General features: G+C 55.1%; 22 protein-coding genes. 11 read left to right on the top strand and 11 right to left on the bottom strand.

The window, feature by feature from the left end; genetic code table 11:
- Positions 1-17: 17 nt before the first annotated feature.
- Genes BN4275_RS07990 through BN4275_RS07980 form a run of 3 tightly spaced genes read left to right on the top strand, consistent with a single transcriptional unit; the run spans position 18 to position 2582 of the window.
- Positions 18-515, top strand: a complete 498-nt coding sequence (locus BN4275_RS07990; RefSeq protein ID WP_242863613.1) for a TRAP transporter small permease — start codon at positions 18-20, stop codon at positions 513-515.
- Positions 512-1813, top strand: coding sequence for a TRAP transporter large permease (locus tag BN4275_RS07985; protein ID WP_066456456.1), 1302 nt, complete (start codon positions 512-514; stop codon positions 1811-1813). Before BN4275_RS07990 ends, BN4275_RS07985 begins: the two co-directional genes overlap by 4 nt.
- Positions 1814-1832: 19 nt before the next feature.
- Positions 1833-2582 carry an alpha/beta hydrolase family protein gene (locus BN4275_RS07980; RefSeq protein WP_079988160.1) on the top strand — a complete coding sequence of 250 codons (750 nt, stop codon included), beginning with the start codon at positions 1833-1835 and terminating at the stop codon, positions 2580-2582.
- Between the two features lie 219 nt (positions 2583-2801).
- Here the strand turns inward: BN4275_RS07980 and BN4275_RS07975 are convergent, their stop codons facing one another.
- The 5 genes from BN4275_RS07975 to BN4275_RS07955 form a co-directional block, all read right to left on the bottom strand.
- On the bottom strand, positions 2802-4457 hold the full coding sequence (locus BN4275_RS07975) for an ABC transporter permease (protein ID WP_066456453.1): 1656 nt from the start codon (positions 4455-4457) through the stop codon (positions 2802-2804).
- Positions 4450-5556, bottom strand: coding sequence for an ABC transporter ATP-binding protein (locus tag BN4275_RS07970; RefSeq protein ID WP_066456451.1), 1107 nt, complete (start codon positions 5554-5556; stop codon positions 4450-4452). The genes BN4275_RS07975 and BN4275_RS07970 overlap by 8 nt, the downstream gene beginning before the upstream one ends.
- Before the next feature lie 97 nt (positions 5557-5653).
- Entirely contained in the window at positions 5654-6736 is a 1083-nt protein-coding gene (locus BN4275_RS07965) for an extracellular solute-binding protein (protein WP_242863612.1), read from the bottom strand.
- Between the two features lie 142 nt (positions 6737-6878).
- Positions 6879-7748: an HAD family hydrolase gene (locus BN4275_RS07960; protein WP_066456448.1), complete on the bottom strand. Its 870-nt coding sequence runs from the start codon at positions 7746-7748 to the stop codon at positions 6879-6881.
- A 12-nt stretch (positions 7749-7760) separates the two neighbouring features.
- Positions 7761-8588 (bottom strand): HAD hydrolase family protein, encoded by an 828-nt coding sequence (locus tag BN4275_RS07955; protein WP_066456446.1) that lies wholly within the window; start codon positions 8586-8588, stop codon positions 7761-7763.
- Between the two features lie 302 nt (positions 8589-8890).
- Here BN4275_RS07955 and BN4275_RS07950 point away from each other — a divergent pair, with 302 nt between their 5' ends.
- Positions 8891-11050, top strand: a complete 2160-nt coding sequence (locus tag BN4275_RS07950; protein ID WP_066456443.1) for an extracellular solute-binding protein — start codon at positions 8891-8893, stop codon at positions 11048-11050.
- 190 nt (positions 11051-11240) lie between these two features.
- On the opposite strand, the gene BN4275_RS07945 is transcribed toward BN4275_RS07950, so the two are convergent.
- On the bottom strand, positions 11241-12752 hold the full coding sequence (locus tag BN4275_RS07945; protein WP_066456440.1) for a xylulokinase: 1512 nt from the start codon (positions 12750-12752) through the stop codon (positions 11241-11243).
- A gap of 68 nt (positions 12753-12820) precedes the next feature.
- On the bottom strand, positions 12821-13459 hold the full coding sequence (locus BN4275_RS07940) for a class II aldolase/adducin family protein (protein WP_066456438.1): 639 nt from the start codon (positions 13457-13459) through the stop codon (positions 12821-12823).
- 260 nt (positions 13460-13719) lie between these two features.
- On the opposite strand from BN4275_RS07940, the gene BN4275_RS07935 reads away from it, so the two are divergent.
- A complete protein-coding gene (locus BN4275_RS07935) occupies positions 13720-14445 on the top strand; it encodes a hypothetical protein (protein ID WP_066456436.1) in 726 nt (241 codons plus the stop codon).
- Positions 14446-14515: 70 nt separating this feature from the next.
- Here BN4275_RS07935 and BN4275_RS07930 read toward each other — a convergent pair whose 3' ends face one another.
- Positions 14516-15997 (bottom strand): MFS transporter, encoded by a 1482-nt coding sequence (locus BN4275_RS07930; protein WP_066456430.1) that lies wholly within the window; start codon positions 15995-15997, stop codon positions 14516-14518.
- Between the two features lie 454 nt (positions 15998-16451).
- Positions 16452-17246: a DeoR/GlpR family DNA-binding transcription regulator gene (locus BN4275_RS07925; protein WP_066456426.1), complete on the bottom strand. Its 795-nt coding sequence runs from the start codon at positions 17244-17246 to the stop codon at positions 16452-16454.
- Between the two features lie 314 nt (positions 17247-17560).
- Here BN4275_RS07925 and BN4275_RS07920 point away from each other — a divergent pair, with 314 nt between their 5' ends.
- The 5 genes from BN4275_RS07920 to BN4275_RS07900 all read left to right on the top strand — a co-directional run bounded on the left by BN4275_RS07920 (position 17561) and on the right by BN4275_RS07900 (position 23404).
- Complete coding sequence (locus BN4275_RS07920) at positions 17561-18706, top strand: iron-containing alcohol dehydrogenase (RefSeq protein ID WP_066456423.1); 1146 nt, start codon at positions 17561-17563, stop codon at positions 18704-18706.
- Between the two features lie 90 nt (positions 18707-18796).
- On the top strand, positions 18797-20230 hold the full coding sequence (locus BN4275_RS07915) for an aspartate aminotransferase family protein (protein WP_066456421.1): 1434 nt from the start codon (positions 18797-18799) through the stop codon (positions 20228-20230).
- Between the two features lie 42 nt (positions 20231-20272).
- Complete coding sequence (locus BN4275_RS07910; protein ID WP_066456418.1) at positions 20273-21541, top strand: Glu/Leu/Phe/Val family dehydrogenase; 1269 nt, start codon at positions 20273-20275, stop codon at positions 21539-21541.
- Positions 21542-21889: 348 nt separating this feature from the next.
- Positions 21890-22156 (top strand): hypothetical protein, encoded by a 267-nt coding sequence (locus BN4275_RS07905; protein WP_161940190.1) that lies wholly within the window; start codon positions 21890-21892, stop codon positions 22154-22156.
- 105 nt (positions 22157-22261) lie between these two features.
- Positions 22262-23404, top strand: a complete 1143-nt coding sequence (locus BN4275_RS07900) for a hypothetical protein (RefSeq protein ID WP_066456412.1) — start codon at positions 22262-22264, stop codon at positions 23402-23404.
- 123 nt (positions 23405-23527) lie between these two features.
- Here BN4275_RS07900 and BN4275_RS07895 read toward each other — a convergent pair whose 3' ends face one another.
- Positions 23528-24502, bottom strand: coding sequence for an alpha/beta hydrolase (locus BN4275_RS07895; protein ID WP_066456410.1), 975 nt, complete (start codon positions 24500-24502; stop codon positions 23528-23530).
- Between the two features lie 139 nt (positions 24503-24641).
- On the opposite strand from BN4275_RS07895, the gene BN4275_RS07890 reads away from it, so the two are divergent.
- Entirely contained in the window at positions 24642-25079 is a 438-nt protein-coding gene (locus BN4275_RS07890; protein WP_066456407.1) for a MerR family transcriptional regulator, read from the top strand.
- A gap of 108 nt (positions 25080-25187) precedes the next feature.
- Here the strand turns inward: BN4275_RS07890 and BN4275_RS07885 are convergent, their stop codons facing one another.
- A complete protein-coding gene (locus BN4275_RS07885; protein WP_066456405.1) occupies positions 25188-26912 on the bottom strand; it encodes a sigma 54-interacting transcriptional regulator in 1725 nt (574 codons plus the stop codon).
- Positions 26913-26974: the final 62 nt, after the last annotated feature.

Below are 26974 nucleotides of genomic sequence, written 5' to 3'. Positions count from 1 at the left end.
AAAAGAGGTGCATACGTTTGGATAAAAAAGAGCCGTTTTATAATCAGATCGAAAAATGGGTCATCATCATCCTGATGATTGTTATGCTGGTGCTTCTGACCATCACCATCGTCACCCGTTTCCTGTTCTCCTACACCACCTCCTGGACCGAGCAGATGACCCGCCTGATGCTGGTGTGGATTTCGTTTGCAGGCATCAGCTGGGCGGGGATGCTGGATGTACATATGAAGGTCACCGCCGTCTCGCTGCTGACCAAAAAGAACCCGCAGGTATTCGAGTACATCCTGATAATCGGCGACTTGGTCGCCACCATCTACTGTTTCTATCTTGCCTACCGCATCGGAATCACCATGCAGATGACCATCGAGCAGTACCAGGTATTCACCGCAATGCCCTGGTGCCCCAAATGGGTGATGTACCTAGCGGGCGTGCTGGGGATGGCGGGCTGCGGTCTGCGGATTGTCCAGCGGCGGGTTGGCTACTTTAAAAAGAGGAAAGGAGCGGCAAACGCATGATTATCCTGATTATGCTCGGCATCCTGTTCCTCTGTCTGATCTTCACCGTGCCGATTGCAGCGGCGCTTGGCATCAGCTGTATTTCGGTGTTCCAGATCTTCTACCCCGGGCGTGATATGGTTTCGATGCTTGCGCAGGCCACCGTCACCAGCATCGACTCCTTCTCACTGCTGGCCATCCCGTTTTTCATGCTGGTGGGCAGCCTGATGGAGGGCGGCGGGATCGCCCAGAAACTGGTGGACGTGTCCAACGTCGTCACCGGCAAACGCGCCGGCGGCCTGGCCAACGCGGCGGTGGTGGCCAGCTGTTTCTTTGCGGCGATTTCCGGCTCCGGCCCCGCGACCGCCGCTGCCATCGGCGGGGTTATGTGCGGCGCGATGCAGGCGCAGGGCTACTCGAAAGGCTACAGCGGCGCGATCATCGCGGCCGGCTCGACCATCGGCCCAGTCATCCCGCCTTCCATCCCGATGATTATGTACGGCATCACCGTGGGCGTGTCGGTCTCCTATATGTTTATGGGCGGTATCATCCCCGGCCTGCTGATGGGCGTAGTACTCATCATCTGGAACAAACATGTCTCTAAAAAGCGCGGTTATTACAATACCGATGCCAGCGAATCGACCACTATCCAGGAAAAATTGGGAGTGCTCTGGCGGGCCATCCCTGCGATCCTGATGCCGATCATCGTGCTGGGGGGGATCTACTCGGGCGTATTTACCCCAACCGAAAGCGCGATCATCGGCTGTGTCTACTCGCTGATCGTCAGCACATTTGTCTACCGTTCGCTGACCTGGAAGGCATTCAAAAAGGCGCTGGTGGACGCGGGCATCACCTCGGCAACCATCATGATCCTATTCGGCGCGGCCAACACCTTCGGCCGTCTGCTGACCATGTTCAATGTCCCCACCATGATGACCGATTTCATGTTCTCGGTTTCGCAGAATAAATATGTCATCATGCTGCTCATCAACCTCATGTTGCTGCTGATTGGCATGTTCCTGGATACCATCTCTTCCATTCTGCTCTTTTCCCCCATCTTTGCACCGATTGCCGCGGCCATTGGGTTTGACCCGCTGCACTTTGGTATCATCATGGTCATCAACCTGTGTATCGGTATGATTACCCCACCGATGGGTGGCAACCTGTTTGTAGCACAGCGGGTGTCGGGGTCCACCTTTGAGGAGATCTTTAAAGACACCCTGCCGATGATTATCGTGCTTTATCTATTGCTGCTCGTGCTCATCTTTGTGCCGGACATCACCATGTTCCTGCCGCGCGCGCTGGGTTATATTGGATAAAGAAAGGGAGTTTTCCGTTATGTTTACAAATGTTGAGGTGGTGGTTGCGGGCAGGACCATCCGCGGCACCGTGATGACCCCTGACGGGAATGGCCCGTTCCCAACCGTCTGTTTTTATCACGGCTTTTCAGTTGACCGGGTAGGGATGGACCGGCTACATTTCCTCTTCTCCAAACGCTGCGTGGAAGAAGGGTTTGCCTGCGTGCGGTTCGACTTTTACGGCTGCGGCGAGAGCGACGGGGATTTTCGGGAGAAACGGGTCAGCTTTGAGCTGGAGCAGACGCTTGCCATCTATGACTGGACAGCGGCTCAGCCGTTTGCCGACCCTGAACAGATGTTTATGGTCGGACACAGCCTGGGCGGCATCCTGTGCAGCATGGCGGCACCGCTGCGCCAGCCGAAGGCAATCTCTCTCTGGTCGCCCGGCCTGACCGCCTACTATGACATCAGCGCCCGCATCCATGCGGTGCCTACCCGCTATAAGCAGGCCTATTCGGTGGGTGGACTGCTGCTTTCGGCCGAGTTCCTCACCGAGCTGCGGGGGATGGACATCATTGGAAGATCTAAAGGCTACCGAAACAAGGTGCTGCTGGTACATGGCGAACTGGACGAGAAGGTTCCCGTCTATGTTGTGGGCCCTTACGCCGACCTGTACGGTGAACAGATGCAGGTGAAGATTGTGGAGGGAGCGAATCATCAGTTCAGCAATTGGAACTGGAAACAGCAGGTCTACGACACATCCATCGCCTTCTTAAAATCACAGCTTTAACCCACCCTTTGGAAACCGAAACGCCCATCGCTGGAAATTCCAGCGATGGGCGTTTCGGCCTGTCGAAAAAAGCACACAAGCGGGACCAATCCCCCAGATGTGAGGAATATCCCGAGCATCCCAGCAGTTCGCAAAAATCATCTGACTCCAAGAAAAATTTTTCTTGGAGTCAGATGATCGTTTGTTACAAGTGTTTTGTTTCCTGGTTCTTGAGGGACGCTAAAGATCGATCTCCTCCGATTTGGTCAGCTTAAAGAAAAGCAGAAGCGAGGTGATCATGGTGAGGGTAAGGATCGTGGAAAGCGCCGCGGCCGTACCGTAGCCGCCGCGGCTGATTTCCTGGAAGATCGTGACCGTCATCGTCTGGGTTTTGCCGGTATACAGCATTAACGTGGACGACAGTTCGTTGATAATCGTAATCCAGGAAAGGATTGCGCCGGAGACGATACCCGGCACCATCACCGGCATCGTCACATTGAAGAAGGTCTGCATCGATCCGTAGCCCAAGCTGGTGGAGGCTTCGTCGATGCTCGGACTGATCTGCCGCAGGATGGCAGCGCTCGAACGCACCGTGTAAGGCATCCTGCGCACCACATAGGAGATGATGATGATGGCAGCGGTGCCGGAGAGCACCAGCGGGCCCTGGTTATAGCTCATCAGCAGGATCAGGCCGAAGATGGTGCCCGGGATGACATATGGGAACATGATAAAGACGTCCAGCAGTTTGGAGAGCAGGTTCTTCCTACGCACGGTCAGGTAGGCGAAGAGCGTGCCCAGTATGATGACGATTACGATTGCCGTGACTGCAAATTTAAAGGTGTTGGCAATCGAGGTGGCGGATTTGCTGAACACGGTCAGATAGTTGCCGAGGCCGTACCCCTCTGTCCACATCATGCCGTTGGAATTCTTGAAGGAGATCCCGATGATATAGATCTGCGGCAGGGTGGCCAGAAAAACGATGAGATAGACGAATCCGTGGGCCAGAATGTTGGAAATTCCCTTGAGCTGCTTGGGCTGCGGAGGATTGAGCATGCTCATCGTATAGTTTTTGCGGTTGGAAATCCATTTCTGCACCAAAAAGACAATCGCGGCGACCAGCATCATGACCATGGCGACTGCCGAAGCAAAATAGGCGTTGGTGCCGGTCTCGCTGACCCACTCCTGGTAGACGATAACCGGTAGGGTGTTGAAGCCTTCGCCCAACAGCCGCGGGGTGCCGTAGTCGGCAAACGCACGCAGGAAAACGATCGTTCCGCCCGCAAGGATGGTGGGCAGGATGAGCGGGAGACTCACCTTGATCACCTTTTGCACGCCGTGGTAACCGAGGCTCTCGGCCGCTTCCCCAAGCGAGGCGTCCACCTTTTTGAGCGCGCCTTTTGTGTACATATAGATGTAGGGGAAGAGCTTGAGGACAAAGACGAGCAGAATCCCGCCGAAGCCGTAGATGTTTGGCACCTTGAGCCCCAAAAAGCGCTCGCAGATATTGGTGAGCAAGCCGTTGCGCCCGAACATCAGAATCCAGGAATACGCGCCCAGAAACGGCGGGGACAGCATCGAGATGACGATCAGGATGTCGATCAGACGCCGTGCGCGGATATGGAACGAGGTGGTTATATAGGCCAGCGGCACCCCGATCAGGATGACCAGGACGGTCGCGCACAAAACCACGCTCACACTGTTGGTGAGCGCCACGCGGTAATAGGGGCGGGCGAAAAAGGTCTTGAAGTTCCCCAGCGTAAACCCGATTGTGTCGGTCGACTGCAGAGAGAACAGGAGCATACGCCCAATCGGGATGATGAGGAACAGACCGAAAAAGACGATCGACAACAGCCCCACAAAGCCCCAGAAATCGAAGCGGACGCCCTTTTTAAACATGGCTTTCCACCCCTTCCACCAGGGTCAGCTGGGAGTCCTTGGAGAAGAAGTTGATCCGTCTGACGTTGACGGTGAGGGACACCTCCTCGCCCACCGCGTAGATGCGCTGAGCACTGCTGGTGTCCGCGGTGACCTCGACCGGAGCGCCGGTGCCAAGGTCGACATGGTAGTCTATGTATTTGCCCAAAAAGCGCTTGACCGTGACGGTGCCCTTCATCCCCTGGCCCGGCTCGGTGAAGATGAACTCCTCCGGCCGCACGTAGACGAGGATCTCCTCTCCCTTTTTCAGCGGAACAAGGCCGGCCGCCTGGATTTCCAGGCCGGTCTGCAGGCGGATGGCGGTCATGCCGTCCCGCTGGGAGAGGACCGTCCCGGCAAAGTGGTTCGAATGGCCGATGAAGTCCGCGACAAAGGTGTTGTAGGGCCGCGAGTAGATCTGCTCCGGGATGTCGATCTGCTGGATATCACCCTTATTCATAACCGCGATCCGGTCTGAAATGGCAAGCGCTTCCTCCTGGTCGTGGGTGACGTAGACGGTTGTGATCCCGATCTTCTTCTGGATTTCGCGGATCGCCTCCCGCATCTCGATACGCAGTTTCGCATCGAGGTTTGAGAGGGGTTCGTCCATCAAGAGCACCTGCGGGCGCACGACGATGGCGCGCGCGAGCGCCACGCGCTGCTGCTGGCCGCCGGAGAGCTTATCGGGATAGCGGTCACGGTAAGGGGTGATCTGCACGGTCTCCATGATCTCCTCAACCCGCTGTTGGATTTTGGCCTTCTCAAGCTTTTTATTTTTGAGTCCGTATTCGATGTTGCGGAAAACAGTCATGTTCGGAAAGATCGCATAGTTCTGGAACACCATGCCGAAGTTGCGCTTATGGACCGGGATGTCGTTGATGACCTGGTCGTCGAACGCAATCGTACCGGCCTCCACCGAGTTGAACCCCGCGATCATCCGCAGAAGGGTCGTCTTGCCGCATCCGGAAGGCCCGAGCAGTGTGAACAGCTCCCCGCCCGCAATCTCGGCCGAAAGGTCGTGGATCACGATGTTCTTCTCGTATTTTTTCATCACATTCTTGATTTTGATGGATACCGCCATTACACCACACTCCAAACTCATACGGGCCGCCTGCCGCACACCTATGGACAGCAGACGGCCCGCATATTCTAGTTCTTTTTAAAAATGCCGTTCACGATCAGCCCAGGGATGTCCAGACGTCCTGGAACTTGGTCTTGATGTCGGAGGCTTTCGCATCCTTCGGATATGGGATGGAAACCAGGTCCGCCGTCGCGACGCGGCCTTCGGTGGTCATCGGCACATCCTTGCGGATCGGGCGGACGTTGATCTCGGCCTCTGCCGCGGTCTGGAACTCCTTGGAAGCGACGAAGTCGATCAGCAGCCGCGCATTGTAGGGGTTCGGGCCTCCTTTGATGATGCCCATGCAGCTTGCGCGCAGCGCAATGCCTTCTTTGGCATAGACCGGGAATACATCCGCGCCGGCTTTCATGTAGGAGATGGTCTTGTCTTCGTTGCAGAGCCCGACCGGATACTCGCCTTCCACCACGTTCTTATAAGCGGCGGAGGAGCCGGACGCCAGCTTGCCGTCCAGGTTCGCAAGGAATTTTTCCGCGAACTCCCAGCCGTCCTCGAGGTTGCCGGACGGGGACATGGCCGCGAGCATGTTGATGAGGACCTCAAGCGCGGAGGAAGAATCCGCCGGGCTCGCGAAGGAAACCTGGCCTTTGAGTTTCGGGTCGGCCAGGGATTCCCAGCCTTCCACCGTCACACCCAGCTCCTCGATCATCGTTTTGTTGACGATGATGCTGTTGACGTTGATATACTCGGGGGTGAACAGGCCCTCAGGAGAGGTGAAGTCCTCGAAGAGCATATCCTTCTCGGTCGTGACATAGGGCTCGAGCATGTCTGCGATCCCCTCGTAGGTGGTGGCGCCGCCGCCGATGAGGACGTCGCCGTAAGGCGCGCTCTTCTCAGCGTTGATCCGGCTGGTCAACTCGCCCGTTCCGGCGCTGACGACCTCGACCTTAATGTCAGGATACTTTTCGTTGAACATTTTCACGATCAGCTCATACTCGGTCGCGCTGGCCGAAGTGTAGATGACCAGGCTATCGGTGGGCTGCAGTTCCCCTTCCGCGGGAGCGGCGGATTCGGCCGGGGCTGCGGAAGCGGCCGGAGCGGCCGTGCCGGGGCTGCGGAAGCGGCCGGAGCGGCCGTGGAAGGCGCCGCGGACGCGGACGGGGCGGCGTCGTTCGAACCGCAAGCCGCGAGGCCTGCGACCATGACGATTGCGAGCAGGATTCCCATTAATCTTTTCATAATATCCTCCTATTGTGTCTCAAAATTTGGATTTCTTCTCGAATAATCCGCGGCTCGCGCGGAGGACAAACGATTCTGTCAGGAATTCACCGCTTCCAGGGCGGGACATCGGAAAGCCCGCTTTGGAAGTTCTCAATCAGCTCTGCTTCATACGCGCCGGCATAGCTGCCTTCCAAAAAGCGCTGCATCGCTTCTTCGCGGAAGATTCGCCAGGAGTCGATCTCCCGATTCGGCCGGATCGGATAGAAGAGCGACCCGTTGGCCTTTGCCGCCTCCAGATCGCCGAGCGCGTCCCCGATCATCAGTACGTTTCCGGCCGGGTAGTAGCCCTTCAATGCTCCGATGCACTCCTTTTTGGAGCCATCCTCCTGCGCGCAGAGCTGATGGACGTGAGCGAGCAGCCCATGTTCCGACCATTCCCGCTCCAACGCCTCGCGCGGGGTTGCCGATACGATTGCGATGTCCGCCTCCCCAGAAAGGCGCTGCACGCTTTCCCGTGCGTTTGGGAAAGGGGGTATGCCGTGAACCATCTCTTCGATCCGGCGGTTGGATTCGAGCGACCACGCAAGCGCGCGCGCCAGCACCGGGTCGTCCGGATGTTCCTTGAGCCCTGCGTTATTGAGCACCGGGGCAGTCTTCACCCAATTGCGAAAAGATGTAATATCGGGCAGGGTAAAGCGGTACTGCTTCACTTCGTCCCGTTCGGCCAGCAGATCGAAGATCAGGATCAATTCGTGGAAGCGGGAGCGTCCGCGATCCTTTGAATAGAGGTTGCAGAACTCCCACGCCTCGCGCACATATTTTGCGATCGGCTGAAGGCCCCAGACCTGGATAGTCGCCGGGCAGAAGCACTCCTTGTGCTTGATTTCCATCGTGTCGAACATACAGCCGTCCGAATCGATGCAGACCAGCCGCTGATGGTTAGCCCGATAGCCGGGGAAAATTTCCCGATCCATCCTCTCACCCCTTCAAAGCAGGAATTTTTCGATCGCCTGCGCCACGCCGTCTTGGTCGCTGCTGGCGGTCACGTAGTCGGCGAGCTGCTTCACCCGGTCCGAAGCGTTGCCCATGGCCACGCCGATGCCGGATTTTTCGATGGCCGGCGCGTCAAGCGTGCTGTCGCCCAACGCCATCACGTTTTCATATCCGATGCCGAGGCGTCCGAAAAGGGTCTCCAGCGCCTCGACGCGGTTGAGCCGCTTCGGGAAGAACTGGATGTCCACGCCGGCTCCCTCGAACACGTCCACGACGCCGGTTTTCTCCAATGCGTCAAGGATCGGCTGCTGTTTTTCCTCCGGGACGCCGTAGATATTCACCTTTTCAATGCCGATCCTGTGTTCCAGGAAGTACTCCGACATGCAGTCCAGCTCGATCTGCCTGCCCAGTTCCAAAAACCAGACGTGGTGCGGGGGCACCGGATAGTTTTCCAGGTGCGCGCAGACCGCTTTCTCCATATAGATTTTGCCCGCGGCCGCGATTTCGGAATAGATCCCCTGGCCCTCAAAAATGCGCAGGATCTCGGCGGACTCCTCGGGAGTGAACAGCGATTGGTAAATTATCTCGCCTGTCTTTCGGTCCACGACCCGCGCGCCGTTGGAGGTCACCCAGTAGCGGACCCGTTCATCCGCAGCGATCTGCGGGGGGAACATGTCTTCGTTGCGACCGGTGGATGGGATCACCTCGATCCCCTTTTTCATTGCCGCATCCAGCGCGTGCTTGTTCCGGAACGATATGTAGGTCTGGTCCTTCTGCAGCGCCGTACCGTCAAAATCGAGCAGGATTGCCCGAATGTCCATAGCCACCACTCCTCTTATCTGCGAACGTTTTCCTGACTGTGTTTGACGCCCAGGGCACGCGTTTTCCCCAAAGCGCAGGCTCGTTTCGACATATTAAACAAAATTAATCAACAACGGTCCGTTTCTATTTGCACTATACCGCAATTTCAGTTACGTGTCAAGTATTTTTTGGAACGTGTCAAAATTTTTGATTATTTTTTTCCGATTGCTTGCAAAACCTCTCCTGTTTGTAGTATCGTATAAGCGTAGTATCATAAAAAGGGGCGTGCGCCCCACTTAAGAATTGATCGCGGGGTGCGTCCATGCCAACCATCAAAGATATCGCGAAAGCCGCCGGCGTGTCCCATGGGACGGTTTCCAACGTCCTAAACCGGCGGGGCGGGGTCAGCTATGAAAAAATCCGCCTGGTCGAGCAGACCGCCAAAGCCATGGGCTACGCGATCGATGAGAAGGCCAGCCAGCTTCGCCGGGGGGACACACGCACCCTCGCGGTGATCCTGCCGTCCCTTTCCGAACGCAGGTACGCCGACCTGTATACCGGGATCCTGCGCCATGCCCAGGAGCGCGGTTATTCGGTGCGGCTTTTTTTCACCGACGACCTGCCCTATCTGGAGCGGCGCATCATTACGGAAGCGTTGGCGCTCAAGGTGTGTGGAATACTGACCGTCTCCTGCCTGGACGACCACGGGAAGGATTACCATCCGGTGCTCTCACGCAAGGTCCCGCTGATCTTTCTCGAGCGGCCTGCGCTGGAGGAATGCCTCTGCTCCTATTCCTTCGACATGGAGCAGGCATCCAGGATGGCGCTTGGGGAATTGGACGGCGGCGACATCTGCCTGGTCACCGGCGAGGCGCATTTCCGCGACCAGGCGGCGCTGCGCGGGGCGCTCTGCGCGCAATTGGACGGCCTCGCGGGGGCGCTGTACGAAAACCAGCGCGGCGGGCAGTCCCCCGCCGTGCACCTGCTGCTGCAGCGGGAGACGCCGCCGCGCTGCGTGATCTGTTCCAACGAGGAGCTTGCCGAAAAGGTACTGCGCATCTATGCCGAGGGCGGGATACACCCTCCTGTCATTGTCACGCTCTCCTCCCTGCGGCCGGCCCCCAGCGCTCTGTACCACAACGTCACTCTCAATTACCGGATGCTCGGCCACGAGGCGGTGGGCGCGCTGGCCGCGCAAATTGAGCAGGGGCAGCCCCCCATCTCCCGGATCTTCCCGGTATCCGGCTGCACCAGGCCCTTTTCGGGCCCTGCTCTGCTGCGCACCCGAACGCTGCATGTGCTCACTCACCGCACCCCGGGAGCCGAGGCGCTGGAACGCCTGCTGCCGCGCTTCACCGGGCAGTGGGGCATCCCGGTAAAGCTGCATTTTCTCAGCCTTTCTGAAGTGATCGAGCATGTCACCCGGCCCAGCGGGCAGCCATGGGATGTGGTCCGGCTCGATCCCTCCAGCCTCTGCTATTTGGCTCCCCGCTATCTCTACCCTCTTGACCAGATTGACCGGAACGCGGCCGCCCTGCTGCGGCAGTTCCTCCCCAACCTGCAAAACGACTACTCGGTTATCAGCGGCAGGCTTTACGCACTGCCCTTTGATATCAGCGTACAGATGCTCTTCTATCAGCGCACCCTCTTTGAAGACGCCGGCGAGATGCGCGCTTTCTATGAAGCGACCGGCAGGACGCTGGGCATCCCTGCGTCCTATGAAGAGCTCGACCGGATCTGCCGCTTTTTCTCACGAAAACTGCGCCCGGAGTCCCGCGTGCAGTACGGTTCCAGCCTCGCGCCCAACAACCCGACCTCGACCGCGAGCGACTATCTGCCCCGCCTGCTGGCGGGAGGCGGGCTCTCCTACCGGAGCAACGGCTGTCTCGACCTCACCACGCCGGCTGCCCTCTCCGCGCTGCGCGACTATATTTCCTACACACAATGCGCCAATCCCGAGCCGGTGAGCAGCTGGAGCGAAATCGCGGAGAACTTCGTCGCTGGACAGGCCGCTACCGCGATCCTCTATGCCCACCACGCCTCCAATTTTGTACGCGCCCAGCGCGCGAATGTCGGCGTCGAGATCGGTTTCGCGCCCATCCCCGGCGGCTGCCCCCTGTTGGGCGGCGGCTCCTTTGGAATCAACACAAAAAGCGAACAGGCCGAGGAAGCGTACGCCTTTATCCGTTGGGCGACCGGAGAGGAAATCGCACCGGAAATGGCCATGTTAGGCGGCATCTCCGCCTGCCGGAGCGTCTACGAGCAGCGGGAAATCCTTGACACCTATCCCTGGATGGGCGCGCTTCCCGCCAGTATGCGTCTGGGCATCCGCAAGCCCATCCTCTCGTCAAACGAGGTGGACTACAACCAGCGTGATTTCGAATACACGCTGGGTGAGCATATTCTCAAGGCGATCGCCGGATTTGAAACGCCCGAGGAAGCCCTGCGCAACACACAGAAAACCCTGGACGCTATCCATTGACTGTGAAAATCGTTGGCTTCAAAACAGCCTATTCCTGAAATATCCGGTATATACTTCATTATTTTCCGAACAGGATGCCCGAGCATGTTAAAACAGAAAACACAAAACGCAGGGAGGTTGTTTTTTGCAACTTCCCTGCGTTTTGTGTATATGCGGCTTTTCAGCCGCCGTTTTATCCTGTTTCCCAGTTTTAATACAATTCCGCAAAAATCTCCTTCAGCGCCGGATGGAGCTTTTTCCATATTTTATATTGTTTGTTGTAAACAGCCACCTGTTCTTTACGAGGTTCAAAGGTGCGTTCCAGCTGTACAAACCGGTCAATTTCCTCCATTTTATATACGCCCATGCCGATGCAGACGATCGCGGCCGAACCAATGGCGCCGGAATGCCTGCAATTTTTGGTGCGCGTGACCGGAACGCCCAAAACGTCCGCCATCATTTGCAGCCAGGGGTCGGACTGCGCGCCTCCACCGATGGCATTGACCTTCGTCAGGCTCCTGCCGACGTCCTGTTTATAATCATCCATTTCCATCCGAAGGCTGTAACAGATCGATTCCATGACCGCCCGCAGGAAATGCCTCCGGGTATGGACAGTCGAGGCACCGATAAAGGTGGCTTTTGCCTTCTCATCGCTGATGGGACAGCCTTCGCCCATCAGCCAGGGGGTGGCGAGCAGGCCTTCCGACCCGGCGGGAACCTGGTCCACCTCGCGGTCAACCAGCGCAAAAATGTTCTGCCGGGTAAAATAATCCATCTTTTCCGTCTCGCAGAGAATCTTTTCCATATGATAGAACTGGTCAATCGCCCAGTTGAGCGCCATGCAGGCGGACTGGATGCAGCCGCCGTAAATCTGTTTGGTCGGGTCACAGCAATGCAGCTGCCATATTCCAGGCCCGGTGTTTTCCAGACGGTCATAGCCGATGATTGCGGTCAGCCAGCTGGAGGTCCCGAGATAGACGTGCGCGTCCCCTTCCTTACAGCAGCCGGCGCCCAGCGCGGCGCAGGTTACGTCTACGACGCCCATATAAACCTCGACCCTTGTCGTAACACCGAGTTCCCTTGCCGCTTTTTCAGTCAGATTCCCAACAAAGCCGGTGCAGGGAATCAGCGGAGGGCATTTTGCGGTGTCCAGGCCAGCGGCCTCATACTGCTTTAGGCGATGCGCGGCGACCTCCGGATGGGAATGATAGGGCGCTTTACCGGAATAATCGATGCAGATTACGCCAGTCGCCATAAAGTTCAGATATCCCGTGCAGTCCAGGAAATAGGCGGTTTTTTCATAGAGTTCGGGCATATTCTGTTTTATCCACAGATACTTCGGGATAACGTCGGTAGCTCCAAACTCTTGGGAGCCCATCTTTTCATTGATCTCATCCGCTTGCTTGCGCGCGCGGCTGTCGATCCAGGAGATATTGTTGTGCAGAATATTGCCCTGCGCGTCGATGGGGATGATGCCAAGCCCCTGCGTGCTGAAAGACATCCCGACAACGTCCTCTCCAGCAATTCCCACTTTTTTGACGACCGCTTTTGTCGCCGCGCAGACAGCCTTCCAGTAATCCGCCGGATCCTGCTCGGCAAAACCGTTGGGGCCGGTGAGCAGCGGGTATCCGCGTTCCGCGTCCCCGAGAAGGTTTCCATCAAAATCGACCAACGCAGCTTTTACGCCGCTGGTTCCGAAATCATATGCCAGAATATAATCCATGCAGATGCTCCTTTCATTTCATGATTCACCGCTTTTGCGGACGGGCGGCCCGTTTTTCCGAGCGGATATCAATCCTCCGGAAGATTGTATTTTTTCCGCATGGCCGCTTCCGCCTCGGGAGGAATTTCATAAACCGTCCCGTTTGCGCGGGCGATCGAATAGATTTTTGCGACATCCTCCGTGTAAACGGCCGAAATGTGCGCCCGTTCAAGGGTTTTTCCGATCGCGACTGTGCCATGGTTGGCCATCAGACAGGCGAAACGGTTCTTCAGGGCCGCGACAACCGCGTCGCCGAGTTCGTCCGAGCCGTTGAGCGCGAAATCTGAAACCGGCACATCCCCACCGAGGAAGAGCATCATTTCCACAAGTACCAATGGGATCCGTTCATGCGTGACGGCAAAGCTGGTGGCGTAGGGGGCGTGCGTGTGCACCACCGCATTGTATTCGGGTTTATGCTTATAGACGGCGGTATGTACCCGCCATTCAGAGGACGGCTTGCGAGTGCCCTCCACAACGTTACCTTCGAGGTCGATCACCACAATATCCGCAATGGTCATGGTCTCATACGCGATGCTGCTGGGAGTGATCACCACCAGTCCGGATTCCGGGTCATACGCGCTGAGGTTGCCGCTTGTTCCGGCGAAGAGCTGCTCCCGGTAGGAGAGCTGGGAATAGTAAAGGACCTCTTTTTTCAAGGCTTCTAACATAACGAATCTCCTTTGGACGATATGATTAAAAATATTATGTGGATACGGTTAGAACCGTTAAATCGCTTATTAAAACGCACAACATCACACTATCACAATTAATTCATCTGAAAATTCTTTGCATGAAGTATTAATTCGATAATTTTGTGGCTTTTACCTCAAAATACATCAAAATATTGACACAACCGGCAATCTATGATAGCTTAATAGCATTGCCGGGAATCCCGGCGTCCCGAAATGATAACAAGGGAGAGGTTTTCATGAGTCAATACGGCGAACTCTTTACTGCGCGCAAGCGGATCATGGACGGGATGGTACGCAAATCCATCCTCTGCTGCGTTGGAATCCCAGTGTCCTTTGTCCTTTCAATGGGGCTGATGATTGCATACGGTTTTGCACGATACTGGTATTTCGCGCTTGCCTGCACAGTACTGCTGACCGTCCTGTTCATACGCGGGAACCAGCGTTTCCGGGCGCGGGGCGGCAACGCTCCGGAGCTTGCCCCGTATGTCCTCCCCACCGCGGTCGCTTCCAAGGATGAGGCGCGCGGGATCCTCGCCCGTCATGCGGTGCTTTTTGAAACCGCCAACAACTGCACATATTGTTATATAAAGCGGGAACGTCCCATACGCTTCCTGCTTCTGTCCCCCGAAACGTTCGAGGAGGACGCCTATCGGGAAACCTATCAGGAAGCGATCTGTCAGATCCTTGAAGGGCCCAATCTTCCATCGGAGGTCCGCTCCGACAAGGGACATTCCGAGCTTCGCATCCATCTGATCCTGGCCGACCAGGACTCGCCCGCACTCGCCCACTGCATGAGCCGGAACGCCTATCACACAATGGCGGTCCGTGAAGGCGCCATGACGGCGGCTCTTATCCTATCCGAACAAAAGCTGGTTGTCTCCGCCTTTTTCGGCGATCACTACGGAGACGCGAAAAAATACGATTGCGGCTGCGCGCTGCTGTCCGAGCTGTTTGCCGGATAACCGCGCCCGCCTAATAATAAGAGCACCCAGCGGGGTGCTCTTATTATTTTGAGGCGGAAGAGAAAAGGGGTTATGCGTCGTGTTTGCGTTCAGCGATCTCCTTGACGCACTGGGCATGCTTTTTATCATTCAGGCCGGTAAGGCTCTGAACAAACGCCTGTACAAGGGTCAGGATCGACGGCAGCAGGACGCCGATCAACAGCAGTCCTTTGAGGACCGATTCCGCCATGTCCGCACCGGCGCTATAGCCGATTCCGTCGAGCATGAAGCCCAGCAGGCCGCCGCCAATCGCGCCGCCGATGGTCAGGCAGAAGCCATAGCTCGCGAAGATGAAGCCCGCCTGGTTGCGGTCATATTTCCACTGGCCGTAGTCAACCGCCTGCGGCAGCATGACATCCGGGAATACCAGGTGCGCGCCCTGCATAAAGCCGCACAGCGCATACAGGATGAACAGGGGCTGTCCAAGGCCCATCATCTGTCCGGCCTGCTCGCGTCCAACGGCGCAGATAATGCCGAACCACGCCAGGTACATACCGGCTCCGGTGACCATTGTGAAGATGTATGCGCGGTTGGAATCCTTAAACAGCCGGATGAAATACTGGATACAGAACGAACCGGCGATCGCGCAGCCCGCGTTGAAGAACAGGGCGATCGAGGCCAGTTCCGGACGCTCGAAGTAATTGTTGTAAAGATAAACGGTGGTGCCGGAACGGATACCGTCCAGAATGTAAAGCAGGAAGGTGGAGACAACGGTCACCATCGCGGGACGGTTGCGGACGAGGTCGCTGACCTGCTGGCCAAAGCTGACCGTTTCGCCTTTTTCCACTCTCAGGTCACGCAGGTGCTCACGGTAGGAGCCATCCGCGTTCAGCTCGTATTTTTCACTGGCAAAGAAGGTCCAGATGACGGGAGCCACATAGATGGCGGAGAACATAATTGCCGCAATGAAGAAACCACGGCTCAGGCTTCCGCCCCCAAAGAAATTGACCAGCGGGAGGAAGCAGGCCACAACGATCAGCTTGCCGGCGTTCTTGGTGAAGCCCTTGATCGCCGCGATCGAGGCGCGCTCGGTCTGGTTGCGGGCGGTGTTGGTGACCTGGCAGTTCATCGGTATGAAGCACAGGGTCGAACCGATCGCGCCGTAGCAGCCATAACCCACGCATGCAACCACCATCTGGAGCGTAGAACTCGTGTCAGGCAATGCGGTGAACACCATAATAAAGAGGATGAATTGGATCGGAATGGAGAAGAGAACCCAGGAGCGGTATTTGCCCCACTTCAGATTGAAGTGGTCGATGCACCAACCGATGATAAGGTCGGTGATTGCGTCGAATACGCGAGCAAACATCATAAGGGAACCTGCCAGAACGCCGGACATGCCCAGCACATCCGTATAAAAGTAGGTCAGGAAGTAACCAAAGATCACCCAAGGGCCGTTTGTGGCAAGGCCGGTCAGACCGAGGCACCACTTATCTCTGAGCGGAACCTTTGCATCCGGTTCAAAGCTAACGGCATCGAATTTCGCTTGTCTTTTTGCAGATATTGCTTCCATTGTTTCTCGTTGCCTCCTTTTGATTGATAGAAACACACCTTCCGCCAACCATTCCGGGCTCCGGCCCAACACATACAAATTCATTTGGCTTTTAGTGATGTTTTTCTGAGAACGCAAAATTATACCTCATAAAACATCATGATACCATTTGATTTTCTTTTAAAACGGCTGACTGTAGTTATAATATTTCAAAATACCTCAACTGTCAATATAAATCATCTTAGTTAAGACCGATTTTGTGGTTTAATCTATTTTTGCTCTCTGTTTTTTGTGAATGACGCACAGAAAATCCACATATCAAATTGTTATTCTGGGAATATCGGTTTTATATAGGCGCATATTCCGGGGTATTCGTTCTAAATACAACACAAAGCTTCACTTTTTTGCCTCAAAAAGGCAAAACAAAACCGCCGCGGGCATCATCGGTTACCCGCGGCGGCGCCGAACACGTATTTTATTTTTCCGGATCTTCTGCGCTTTCAAGAGGGTGCTCGCAGTCGTAATGCGCAATTTTCAAATCGTCCAGGAAAGAGGCCCACGGCTTGGAAAGCGTCTTATCCGTGATAACAGCGGTAATGCGTTCAAACCCACAAGTTTTCACAAAGGTCATCTTACCAAATTTGGAATTATCCGCCAGCAGATAAACCTCGTTGGAGGACTCGACAATCCTGCGGCGCATATCCGATTCCGCCTCGGTCTTGTCGCTGATCCCGTTCTCCATGCTCAGAGCCCGGCAGGAGATGAACGCCTTATCCAAATGAAACTGCGCCAGGTTGTCCACCGCGGTCCGCCCGGTGAAGGCGCAGTTACGGGCGTCCCAGGCCCCGCCCGTCGAAAACAGGGTGATATTTTTCTTCCCGGAAAGCTTGTTCATCACCTCCAGAGAACTTGTCAGGACGGTGATTGGGATGTTGTCCAGCAGTTCGGCAATCTGCACGCAGGTTGTGGCAAAACCGATATAGATGCAGTCGCCCGGCGAGATGAAGTTCAGCGCCATCGCAGCCATCCGCTGTTTGGCTTCCACCATGATATTGGAGAGCATTTGGAAATCGGCCGTGTTGTTAACCCGCTGCTTCAAAATCGCGCCGCCATAAGATTTTTCAACAAAGCCCTCTTTCTCCAGAACCTTCAGGTCCCTGCGGATCGTTTCAAAACTGACGTCAAAGCGGGCCGTCAAATCCGCCACCGAAACGCTTTTCTGTTCAAGGAGTATATTTTTGATCTGTTCCTGTCGTTCAATCGTTAGCATAATCATCCGATCCCTTACAATTGTTTTTGCTTGTGGGGCAATCCGTTGTTTTCATTATACAAGATCGGAAGCAAAAAATCCACCTCAAAAAATTCGTCGGTTTATAACTGGTCGCATGCCTCTTTTTATGCGTTCTCACAAAAGTTCGCGAATCCCATCATGAATTTCATTTTTGAATTGACAAGCGGCTTTTTTTCTGTTATATATGTTTTAGAGCTCTAAAAACAACTTAATACCAATTAAATTTCACAAAACATCAATACAAAACCACATTTTAAAGTAAACAAGGAAATGTATCTTTGGAGGCTATGGGAATGAAGAACTTTACCTTCAGCGTGCCGCAGGAGGTCGTCTTTGGCAACGGAAGCCTTGCACAGTTGCCGGAGCTGCTGCACAGGTGCCGTTCTGACCGCGTCCTGCTCATTTCGGACCGTATGCTGGAAAAGCTGGGGCTCGTAAAGCGGATCTCCGATCTCGCGGAGGCGGCTGGCGTCCAGCTCTCCGCATTCCTCGATGTGGAAGCGAACCCCTCGGTGCAGACGGTTGAAAAGGCCGCCGCCGCCTATCGTGGATTTGGGGCCACCAGCATCATCGCGCTCGGCGGCGGAAGCCCAATGGACGTTGCCAAGGCAGTCGGAATCCTTGTAAAGCACGGCGGAGAAATCACACAATATGAGGGCGCACACCTGGTGCCCGGGCCGATTGTCCCATTGGTTGCAATCCCCACGACCGCCGGCACCGGAAGCGAAGTAACTGCTTTTTCAGTTATCACCGACCATGCGCGCAACTATAAATTGTCCATCTTCAGTTATGAGATCGTCCCGCGCTACGCGCTGCTCGACCCCAGCCTGATCACATCGCTGCCCGCCCCGGTCGCGGCATCCACCGGAATAGACGCTTTCATCCACGCGCTGGAAGCATACCTCTCCCGCAGCGCGTCGCCCTTTTCCGACGCGATGGCCCAAAAGGCGATGGAACTCATCGGCGGCAGCATCCGCCGCTTTGTGGCCAACCGGCAGGATTCCGAAGCTGCCTGCGCCATGCTGTCCGGGAGCATGTTTGCGGGCATCGCGTTCGCATGGGCCAGGCTCGGCAATGTCCATGCCATGTCCCATCCGGTGAGCGCCTATTTCAATGTGCCGCACGGGATTGCAAACGCCATCCTGCTGCCGGTGATCCTCGAATACAACGCGATGGCCGACAACGGACGCTACCGCGATATCTACAATTTTATCAGCCGTAAAAAAGCGGGCGACGATTTTGCACCATCTGTGCTGGTGGACGAAATCCGCGCTCTGCTGCGGGATTTTGACATCCCGGGATCGCTGTCCGCGGCCGGGGTAACGGCGGAAAAAATCCCGCTGATGGCGGCGGACGCCATGAAAAGCGGAAATATCCTTGCCAACCCGCGTCAAAGCACCATTCAAGATGTGGAGCGGCTCTATCTGTCCGCTCTTTGACGGTGGAAAGGAGACCCCATGTTGCGGATACCCTGCCGATGCGGGGTATTGATCATATACCTGCACAAATTTGATTGGAGGATCTGAGAAATGTCAAAGTATCTGGATTGGTCCGATTACGCCGCAATCCATGCCCAGGCCGGCGAAATCATGAAACATCGCAAAAAGCTGAAAAGAAGCGCGATCGACCGCTATGAGAAATGGTTCGACACCAACTGCGCAACGTCCAAAAAGCAATATGAGGCCGCGCAGAAGGTCATTCCGGGCGGCATACAGCATAACCTTGCCAATAACCATCCCTTTCCGATTTCGATCGATAAAGCGGAAGGCCCATACCTTTACGATGTGGATGGAAACCGCTATTATGACCTTTTGATGGCCGGCGGTCCTGTCATCCTGGGTAACAATTACCTCCACAAGGAATGCACCGAATTTATCAATGAAAAAGGGCCGCTGAGCGGACTTTACAGCGATTATGAGCGCAAGCTCGCTGAACTGATCAACCAGTATTTCCCCTCCTGTGAAATGTTCCGCATGCTCGGTTCCGGCACCGAGGCCGACATCATCGGCATCCGTCTGGCGCGTGCCTTCACGGGAAAGCGGGAACTCATCCGTATCCGCGGCGGATATCACGGCTGGAGCGACCAGCTCATTTATAATGCGAGCGAAGCACCCGACGGACTGGACTGCATGAACGGCATCCCCGTCGACTGCTTCAAGAGCACCCACTGTGTGGAGCCCAACGATGTCGAGGCGCTTGAGGCTCAGTTCATCGCAAATGAAAAGCTGGGCGGTACGGCCGCGTTCATCATGGAACCACTCGGACAGGACAGCGGCGCTGTTCCGCTCACGCCCGCCTATCACAAGGCCGCAAAAGAGCTGTGCAAAAAATATAACGCGCTGCTCATTTATGACGAAGTCGTCACCGCTTTCCGCCTCGGCATGGGCGGCGCGCAGGCCCAGTTCGGAACCAAGCCGGATCTCACTATCTTTGGAAAAATTATCGGCGGCGGCTATCCGTGCGCAGGGGGCATCGGTGGACGCCGTGAAATTATGGAGATGCTTGCGGCGGGTATCAACAAGGATCGTTCAAAGAAAGTGCGCGTGGGCGGCACCCTGTCGGCGAACCCGTTAACCGCTTATGCCGGATGCTGCACCATCAACGAGCTTGCCCGGTTAAACGCACATCCGCAGATGGCCGCGGCTGCGGACAAATTCATGAAGGAAATAGCGCTGCTGACTGAAAAATATGATATTCCCGCGCTGATCTTCAACCATCAGACAATCCTGCATATCGATGTTGCTGCCAGCCAGCATATCCCCACCTTCTACAAGCCCGGCGACCCGGAGGCGGCGCGCCAGCAGAAGGAAGCTTCGCAGTGCGTCATGGAATTTGCAATGGCGCTGGCAGCGGAAGGGATCATTATCTCCGGCGGCGGCAAGACCTATATCTGCTACGAATCCATCCCGCTGATGGACGAGGTGCTTGAGCGCTACGACCGGGTTTTCCGGGAATTCGAGTAATCAGGTCTTTAATCTGAAAGATGAATTAGGAGAAAAGAAGTCATGGCAAAAGCATATAACCCATATGAAAACATGCTGGAGGTCCTGGACGAAGCGGCAAAAATGCTGGGACTGGAGGAAAATGACTACATCGCGCTCAAACATCCGGAACGGGAACTGAAGGTGTCGATCCCGGTCAAGATGGACGACGGATCGGTGGAGGTTTTCGACGGCTACCGTGTCCAGCACAGCAGTTCCCGCGGCCCGTGCAAGGGCGGCATCCGGTACCATCAGGAAGTGGACATGGACGAAGTCAAGGCGCTGGCGGCCTGGATGAGCTTCAAGTGCGCGGTGGTGAACATCCCCTACGGCGGCGCGAAGGGCGCGGTCAAGGTCGATCCCCGCAAACTCTCGAAGGCGGAGCTTGAGCGCCTGACCCGCCGCTACACCGCGATGATCCTGCCGATCATCGGACCGGAACGCGACATTCCCGCTCCGGACGTCAACACCAACGCCGAAATCATGGGCTGGATCATGGACACCTACAGCATGTTCAACGGCCGGGCGGTACCTGGCGTTGTCACGGGCAAGCCGATCGAGATCGGCGGCGCGCTGGGCAGAAGCGAAGCGACCGGCCGGGGCGTCATGATCATTGTAAACGAGGCGATCAAATACCTGGGCATGCACGACGGAGGCGACGTACGCGTGGCAGTACAGGGCATGGGCAACGTGGGCGGCGTGGCCGCGCAGCTGCTGCATGACTGCGGACGCAAGATCGTGGCGGTCAGCGATATCTCGGGCGGCTACTACAACCCCGAGGGGCTCGACATCACCGCGATGCGCAAATACATTGCCGAAAGCGATTCCCACACCCTCGAGGGATACACCGCTCCTGGCTGCAGGAAGATTTCGAACGCCGAGCTGATCGCCTGCGACTGCGACGTGCTGGTTCCCTGCGCGCTGCAGAACCAGATCACGGGCGACAACGCGGACACGGTCAAGGCGAAGCTTGTGGTCGAAGGCGCGAACGGCCCGACGACGGTTGAGGGCGACGAGATCCTGAACAAACGCGGCATTCCGGTTGTGCCGGACATCCTGGCGAACGCGGGCGGCGTGGTTGTTTCCTACTTCGAGTGGGTCCAGAACATCCAGCGGCTGATCTGGGACGAAAGCCAGACCAACGAGATGCTCGAGGGCATCATGCTCCGGGCCTTCAAGGAAGTTGCCGAAGCCAAGGAGAGCAAGAATACCACCTTTCGCATGGGCGCGCACATGGTTGCCATCAAGCGCCTGGTCGCCGCCAAGAAGATCCGCGGCATCTTCCCCAACTGATATAACCAATCCCTACATCTCTATAATCATACAGCAGATTCCTGTATCCCCTTGTGCGGGAACAGGCGGGGTCTTCCTGCCTGTTCCCGCACTGAAATGGCGGTGCGATCTCTCCCGAGTCGCATCGCCTTTTCATATGGTTCGGCGTCTATTGTCCGGCTGTGAACGCATTCCCTCTATGGGAATTGCAACCTTCGGCTGCGCTCCGACGCAGCATATCTGCAAGAACTCAAAATACCCACGCAGCACAACGGTTACCTGATGGCCGAGTGGCATTTCTACGCGCCCGATCCCAGCAAAAGAAACGAACGCAAACTCTGGACAAGCGGGACAATGCAGGAACGCGCATTGATCGACAAAAAAATAAAGCTGGCGCTGGATTGGCAGAAGCAGACCAACGTCCCAACATGGGTAGGCGCGTGGATGCCGGGCAATTATAACGACGGGGATGACTATACGATTGAGGAGCAGATCCAATTTGCCGGCTATATGACAGAACAGTTAACCGATGCCGGAATCCCCTTTGCGGTTAATTCCGACACCAAATTTTATAGCAGGGAAAAGAATCAGTGGATCGCCAAAATGCAGCCTGTTTTTAATGCAATCTACAATTAGTTTTATATAAATTTTTCCAGAAAACAGTAGACGATCCCGCCTGTTTCTGGTATGATAGGAGCGTTGCGCGCTTAAAAAACGCCGAACAAAAATTAGGAGGAACTTATGAAAAGAGTACTTGCAATGATTCTTGCGGCAGCCCTGTCCCTCTCGGTTGGCATCACCGCCTTCGCGGCGCCGGAGGAAGGCGACTACATGACCGAGAAGGAGATCGCAGAAACCGTCAAAAAGATTACCGGAGGCAGCGGAACGCTCGACCTGAACCACGCTTATCCGTTCGATGCGGATGGAAATCCGATTGATGCCGCTTCCGATTTCCGCTCGGACGAGGATTTCTATATCACTTCCCCCTATCTGGCAAAAAACCCGGTCTTCAACGACCGCGACCTCTTCAAGGTCAAATTCGATAAGGACGACAACGCCAACCGGTTCCGTTACGTCCTGATTGTTGAGAAGAAATTCCCGGAGCTTCAATATCCGCTCTCGACATCCGGTTATACAAACGAGCGCATCGTCGCCTTCCGCTTCATCCTGAACGAAACGCCGAGCGACGAGGAATTTAAGATCAGCGGCACCGCCATCTTCACCGCGAAGAAGGACATTGTCGCTTTTGACAGCCATAAACGATTTGAAGAAGCCACCGACGCGCTGCTCGCAGAGCTCAAAGCGGACGGGACTTCAGGCTATGTCGGCGTCATCAAGAAGGGCACCAAAATCGAAATCCCGGTCGAAGGCTTTGTGCAGAACACGAAATATGACGCCGATTACACCGCCACCGCGGGCGACGGCGGCATCGTGGTAAAGCCGCTCAAAAATGAAGACAGTGAAATCACCTGGGAAGATGCCAACGACACCCTTGCAAAGCTCTCGGTTTCCGGCGACAACGACACCTCCAAAATGGCGGTGAAGCTCTCCACCAAATGGTATCCCACCGCCCCTTATACCCCACTCTTCGCAAATCAGGACGCCTTCATCCGCAACTTCTGGCACAATCCGGAAATCCCCTCCACCTCCCGCGCAACGCTGGAACTGCCGGTCCCGTATGTGGATGAGGACGGCGAACTTACCGTCGAGGAGGATGACATCATCGTCTACGACGTTTCAAGCGGGCAGCTTGCCGACATCACCAGCAAAGGCAAGTTCGTTACAAACGATGACGACGAGCTTGTTTTTTTGCTGAAAACACGCCAGCTTGGAACCTACATCTTCGCATCTGAACCGATTGCCGTCCCAGCCAAGGCGGAATAAACAGCCAAAAGCCCCGCTGTATGGAATTTCCATACGCGGGGCTTTTATGGATCTATCCAGGAAGGCGAATGCCAATAAAACGGCATTCGCCTTTTTCGCAGTATGCCCGCTCCCCAAATTGGATCAAACCATGTACTTCTCGAAGAATGCCGCCATTTTTTCAAAGGGGATTACCTCCATTTTATCATAGAGGTCGGTATGAACGGCATCTGGAATGACCATCAGCTCCTTGTTGTCCCCTTTCAGCATTGCATAAGCATCTTTGCTGAAATAGAGGGAATGCGCTTTTTCGCCATGAATCAACAATACAGCGCTGCGTATCTCATCCGCATACTGCAAAATCGGCATGTTCAGAAAGGACAAGGAAGAGGTTACATTCCATCCGCCGTTAGAATTCAGAGAGCGTTTATGATAGCCCCGGCTAGTCTTATAATAGTCGTAATAGTCCTTTATAAAGAACGGGGCATCCTCCGGCACAGGATCGACTACGCCGCCAGCCCTCGCATATTCCCCGTTTTTATAGTCTACAGTTCTCTGCGCGTTCAGAGCCCTGCGTTTTTCATGGCGGACCTCTTCGCTGTCCTCCAAATCAAAATATCCCTTTGCATTGACCCGGCTCATATCGTACATAGTGGAAGTTACCGTCGCCTTGATCCTGGTATCCACCGCCGCCGCGTTCAAAGCCATTCCGCCCCAGCCGCAGATGCCAATGGTCCCGATTTTTTCCGGATCAGCATTGTCCTGCGCAGACAGAAAATCGACTGCGGCCTGGAAATCCTCTGTGTTGATGTCCGGGGAGGCCACGTATCTGGGCAACCCGCCGCTCTCGCCTGTAAAAGAGGGATCAAAAGCAATGGCCAAAAAGCCCTTTTCTGCCATTGCCTGCGCGTAAAGACCAGAGGACTGTTCCTTTACCGCGCCAAACGGACCGCTCACCGCAATGGCCGGAAGCTTCCCCTTTGCGTTTTTGGGAACATACAAATCCGCGGCCAGCGTAATGCCATAGCGGTTGCGAAATGTTACTTTCTGATGATCGACCTTTTCGCTTTTGGGAAAGGTCTTATCCCACTGCATCGATAGTTCAAGGTTCTCTTTCATGTCTAAAATACTCCTTTTTCCCATTTTAAAACCTCCCAAAGACAGATTTGACAAACCCGCCTCCAGTTGATATGATCAGTATAAGACATAAACCTGACTTTAGGTCAATATCCAATTTTAAAATCCAGGAGGACAGATGATGTATACGATCGGCCAGGTATCCGAGATGTTTGGATTGCCCATCTCCACGCTGCGGTATTATGACAAAGAAGGCCTGTTTCCTGACATACAGCGAATCTCCGGAATCCGCAAGTTTGGTGAAAAAGAGATGGAAGCCATTCGGGTCATTGAATGTCTGAAAAAATCCGGCATGGAGATCAAGGACATCAAACGGTTTATGCAGTGGTGTGTGCAGGGAAGCGAAACTTATCCGCAGCGCAGAGAGCTGTTCATCAAACAGAAAGCAACCGTAGAAATGGAAATTGAGCGGATGAACAGGGTGCTGGATATGCTGAAATTCAAGTGCTGGTATTACGGGGAGGCCATCAAGGACGGGAACGAGAAGCGGCTCAGCTGTATGAAACCAGAGGATATGCCGGAAGAAATCCGTCAGGCATATGAAAACGCCCATAAATAGGAAAATGAGCGTTCCGACGCAGAGCCGGAGCGCTCATTTTTCCAATTCAAGGATATCTCTGCACAAATCGATTTTCTCTGACATCGTGTCCGCCGTAATTCCAGCAGATCATTCAAACAGCATATTCTGCTGGATGCGGTACTGTTTGAGCTTGCGGTACAGCGTAGCGCTGCTGATGCCAAGTTCTTTGGCCACAAGCGATTTGGAGCGGGCGTTGTTGCCAAAGTCGTTAAGCGCTTTGATGATGAGTTCTTTTTCAGCGTTTTCCAAGTTGTAAGCGTTCTTCTTGTCGTCCCGCAGGCGCTCCAGAATCAGCTGCGGCAGGTTCTCCGGAGTGAGCACCTCCGCGTCGTCGTCGCTGTTCTCCACAATGTAGGAGATGACATTCTCAACTTCACGGATGTTGCCTTTCCAGGAATAATTGAGAAACATCTCCTTGAGCTGTTTTGAAATGGTCAAATTTTTTCCCGTCAGCTTATTGTAACGCTCCAAATGCCGCTCAACAAAGAGCAGTACGTCCTGCCCGCGTGCGCGCAGCGGAGGGATCTCAACAGTGTACATCTCCAGGATATAGAGCAGATCGTATCGGAAATCTCCCATCTGGGCCATCCGCCGCAGATTCGCACTGGTCGAACAGATCACCTTGGTATTGTTCAGCTGGCTGCTGCGGATGATCAGCAGCAGAATATCCTGGTTGCGCGGGGAAAGCGTCTCAACGCCATCCACAAAAAAAGTGCAGCCGTCGATCATCTCGTTGCGAATGATCAGCCCATCCCCGCTGACATTTTCCGTATCCGGGAACATTTTCTGGAACATCTCATCCACATCCGCGTCCCGGCCAAGCCGCAGGAATCGGTTGTTGCGGCGTACGCTCTCATTGTGGATTGCATGGGCGTAGAGCTCTTTTCCGGTTCCGGGCTCGCCGCTCAGGAGGATGCAGTTGGTGTTGTAGGCGGATTCCCGGCAGGCTTCGACCGCCTGTGCCCAGGGAGCGCTCGCGCCAAGCAGATAGTCAAAGGTGTATTTGTCCTGCGCCTGCGGCTGCTGGGCGGCCTCGTCGCGCGAACGGATATCGCTGAATACGAATACCCGCACAATCTCGTCATCTTCGACCCCTTTGATCTGGCGGCATTTCCCCGAAAGGTCGTGACGTTTGTCTCGGATTTTAATCTCAAATACAGTGGCGTTTTCATCTCCGCCCGTCTTTTCCTGAACAGAAAGCTGTCGTATTTTACGCAGGTATTGCAGCTGCGCCAGCGTGTTGCCCAGGATCTTTTCACTGCGCTGGTTCATATAGAGGATCTGATTATTTTCGTCCAGAAGCAGCACGCCGTCCATAAGCAGGTTGCCGAGCTGGTCCTGCACGCGGCGGTCATACGACCGGATCTTCTGATCCTGGACTTCACGCGCCTTGAGCGCTATCAGCGACGCCATATGGTTTGCAAAAACAAACATCTGCTCATAACGGCCGATGATTTCCGTATACTGTTCCGGGGAGGAGGATGCGATCCCCAGCGTACCAATCACTTCCATATCCAATTTGATTGGCACCCGCAGTTCGCACTGGTCTTTACAAACCGAAAGGTTCAGGCAGTTCTGGCAGAGCGGCTCCATTTCGGGATCTTTGATGAAGATGGGCCGGCCCGTTTCAAGCACCCGGGCGCTGACACGCCCGCTGTGCAGGGAACTGCCAATCCTGCGCGCAAACCGCCCCGTCCCGGCAACCCGTATGAGGTTCTGATCCGCGACGTCCACATCGGCAGGAAAGATCATCGACATCATCCCGACATATTGCGTGATATCCTTCTGGATGCTCATCAAAAGGGTTTCCATATTGCCCTCCTTTTCCCTGTCTGCACCATTTCCTAACATCATAGCATAATTGAAAAAATTTG

Origin of the sequence: Anaerotruncus rubiinfantis (assembly GCF_900078395.1) — a bacterium.
Lineage (GTDB): Bacteria > Bacillota > Clostridia > Oscillospirales > Ruminococcaceae > Anaerotruncus > Anaerotruncus rubiinfantis.
Note: the sequence above shows the minus strand (reverse complement) of the source record. Positions and strands in the feature narration are given on the sequence as shown.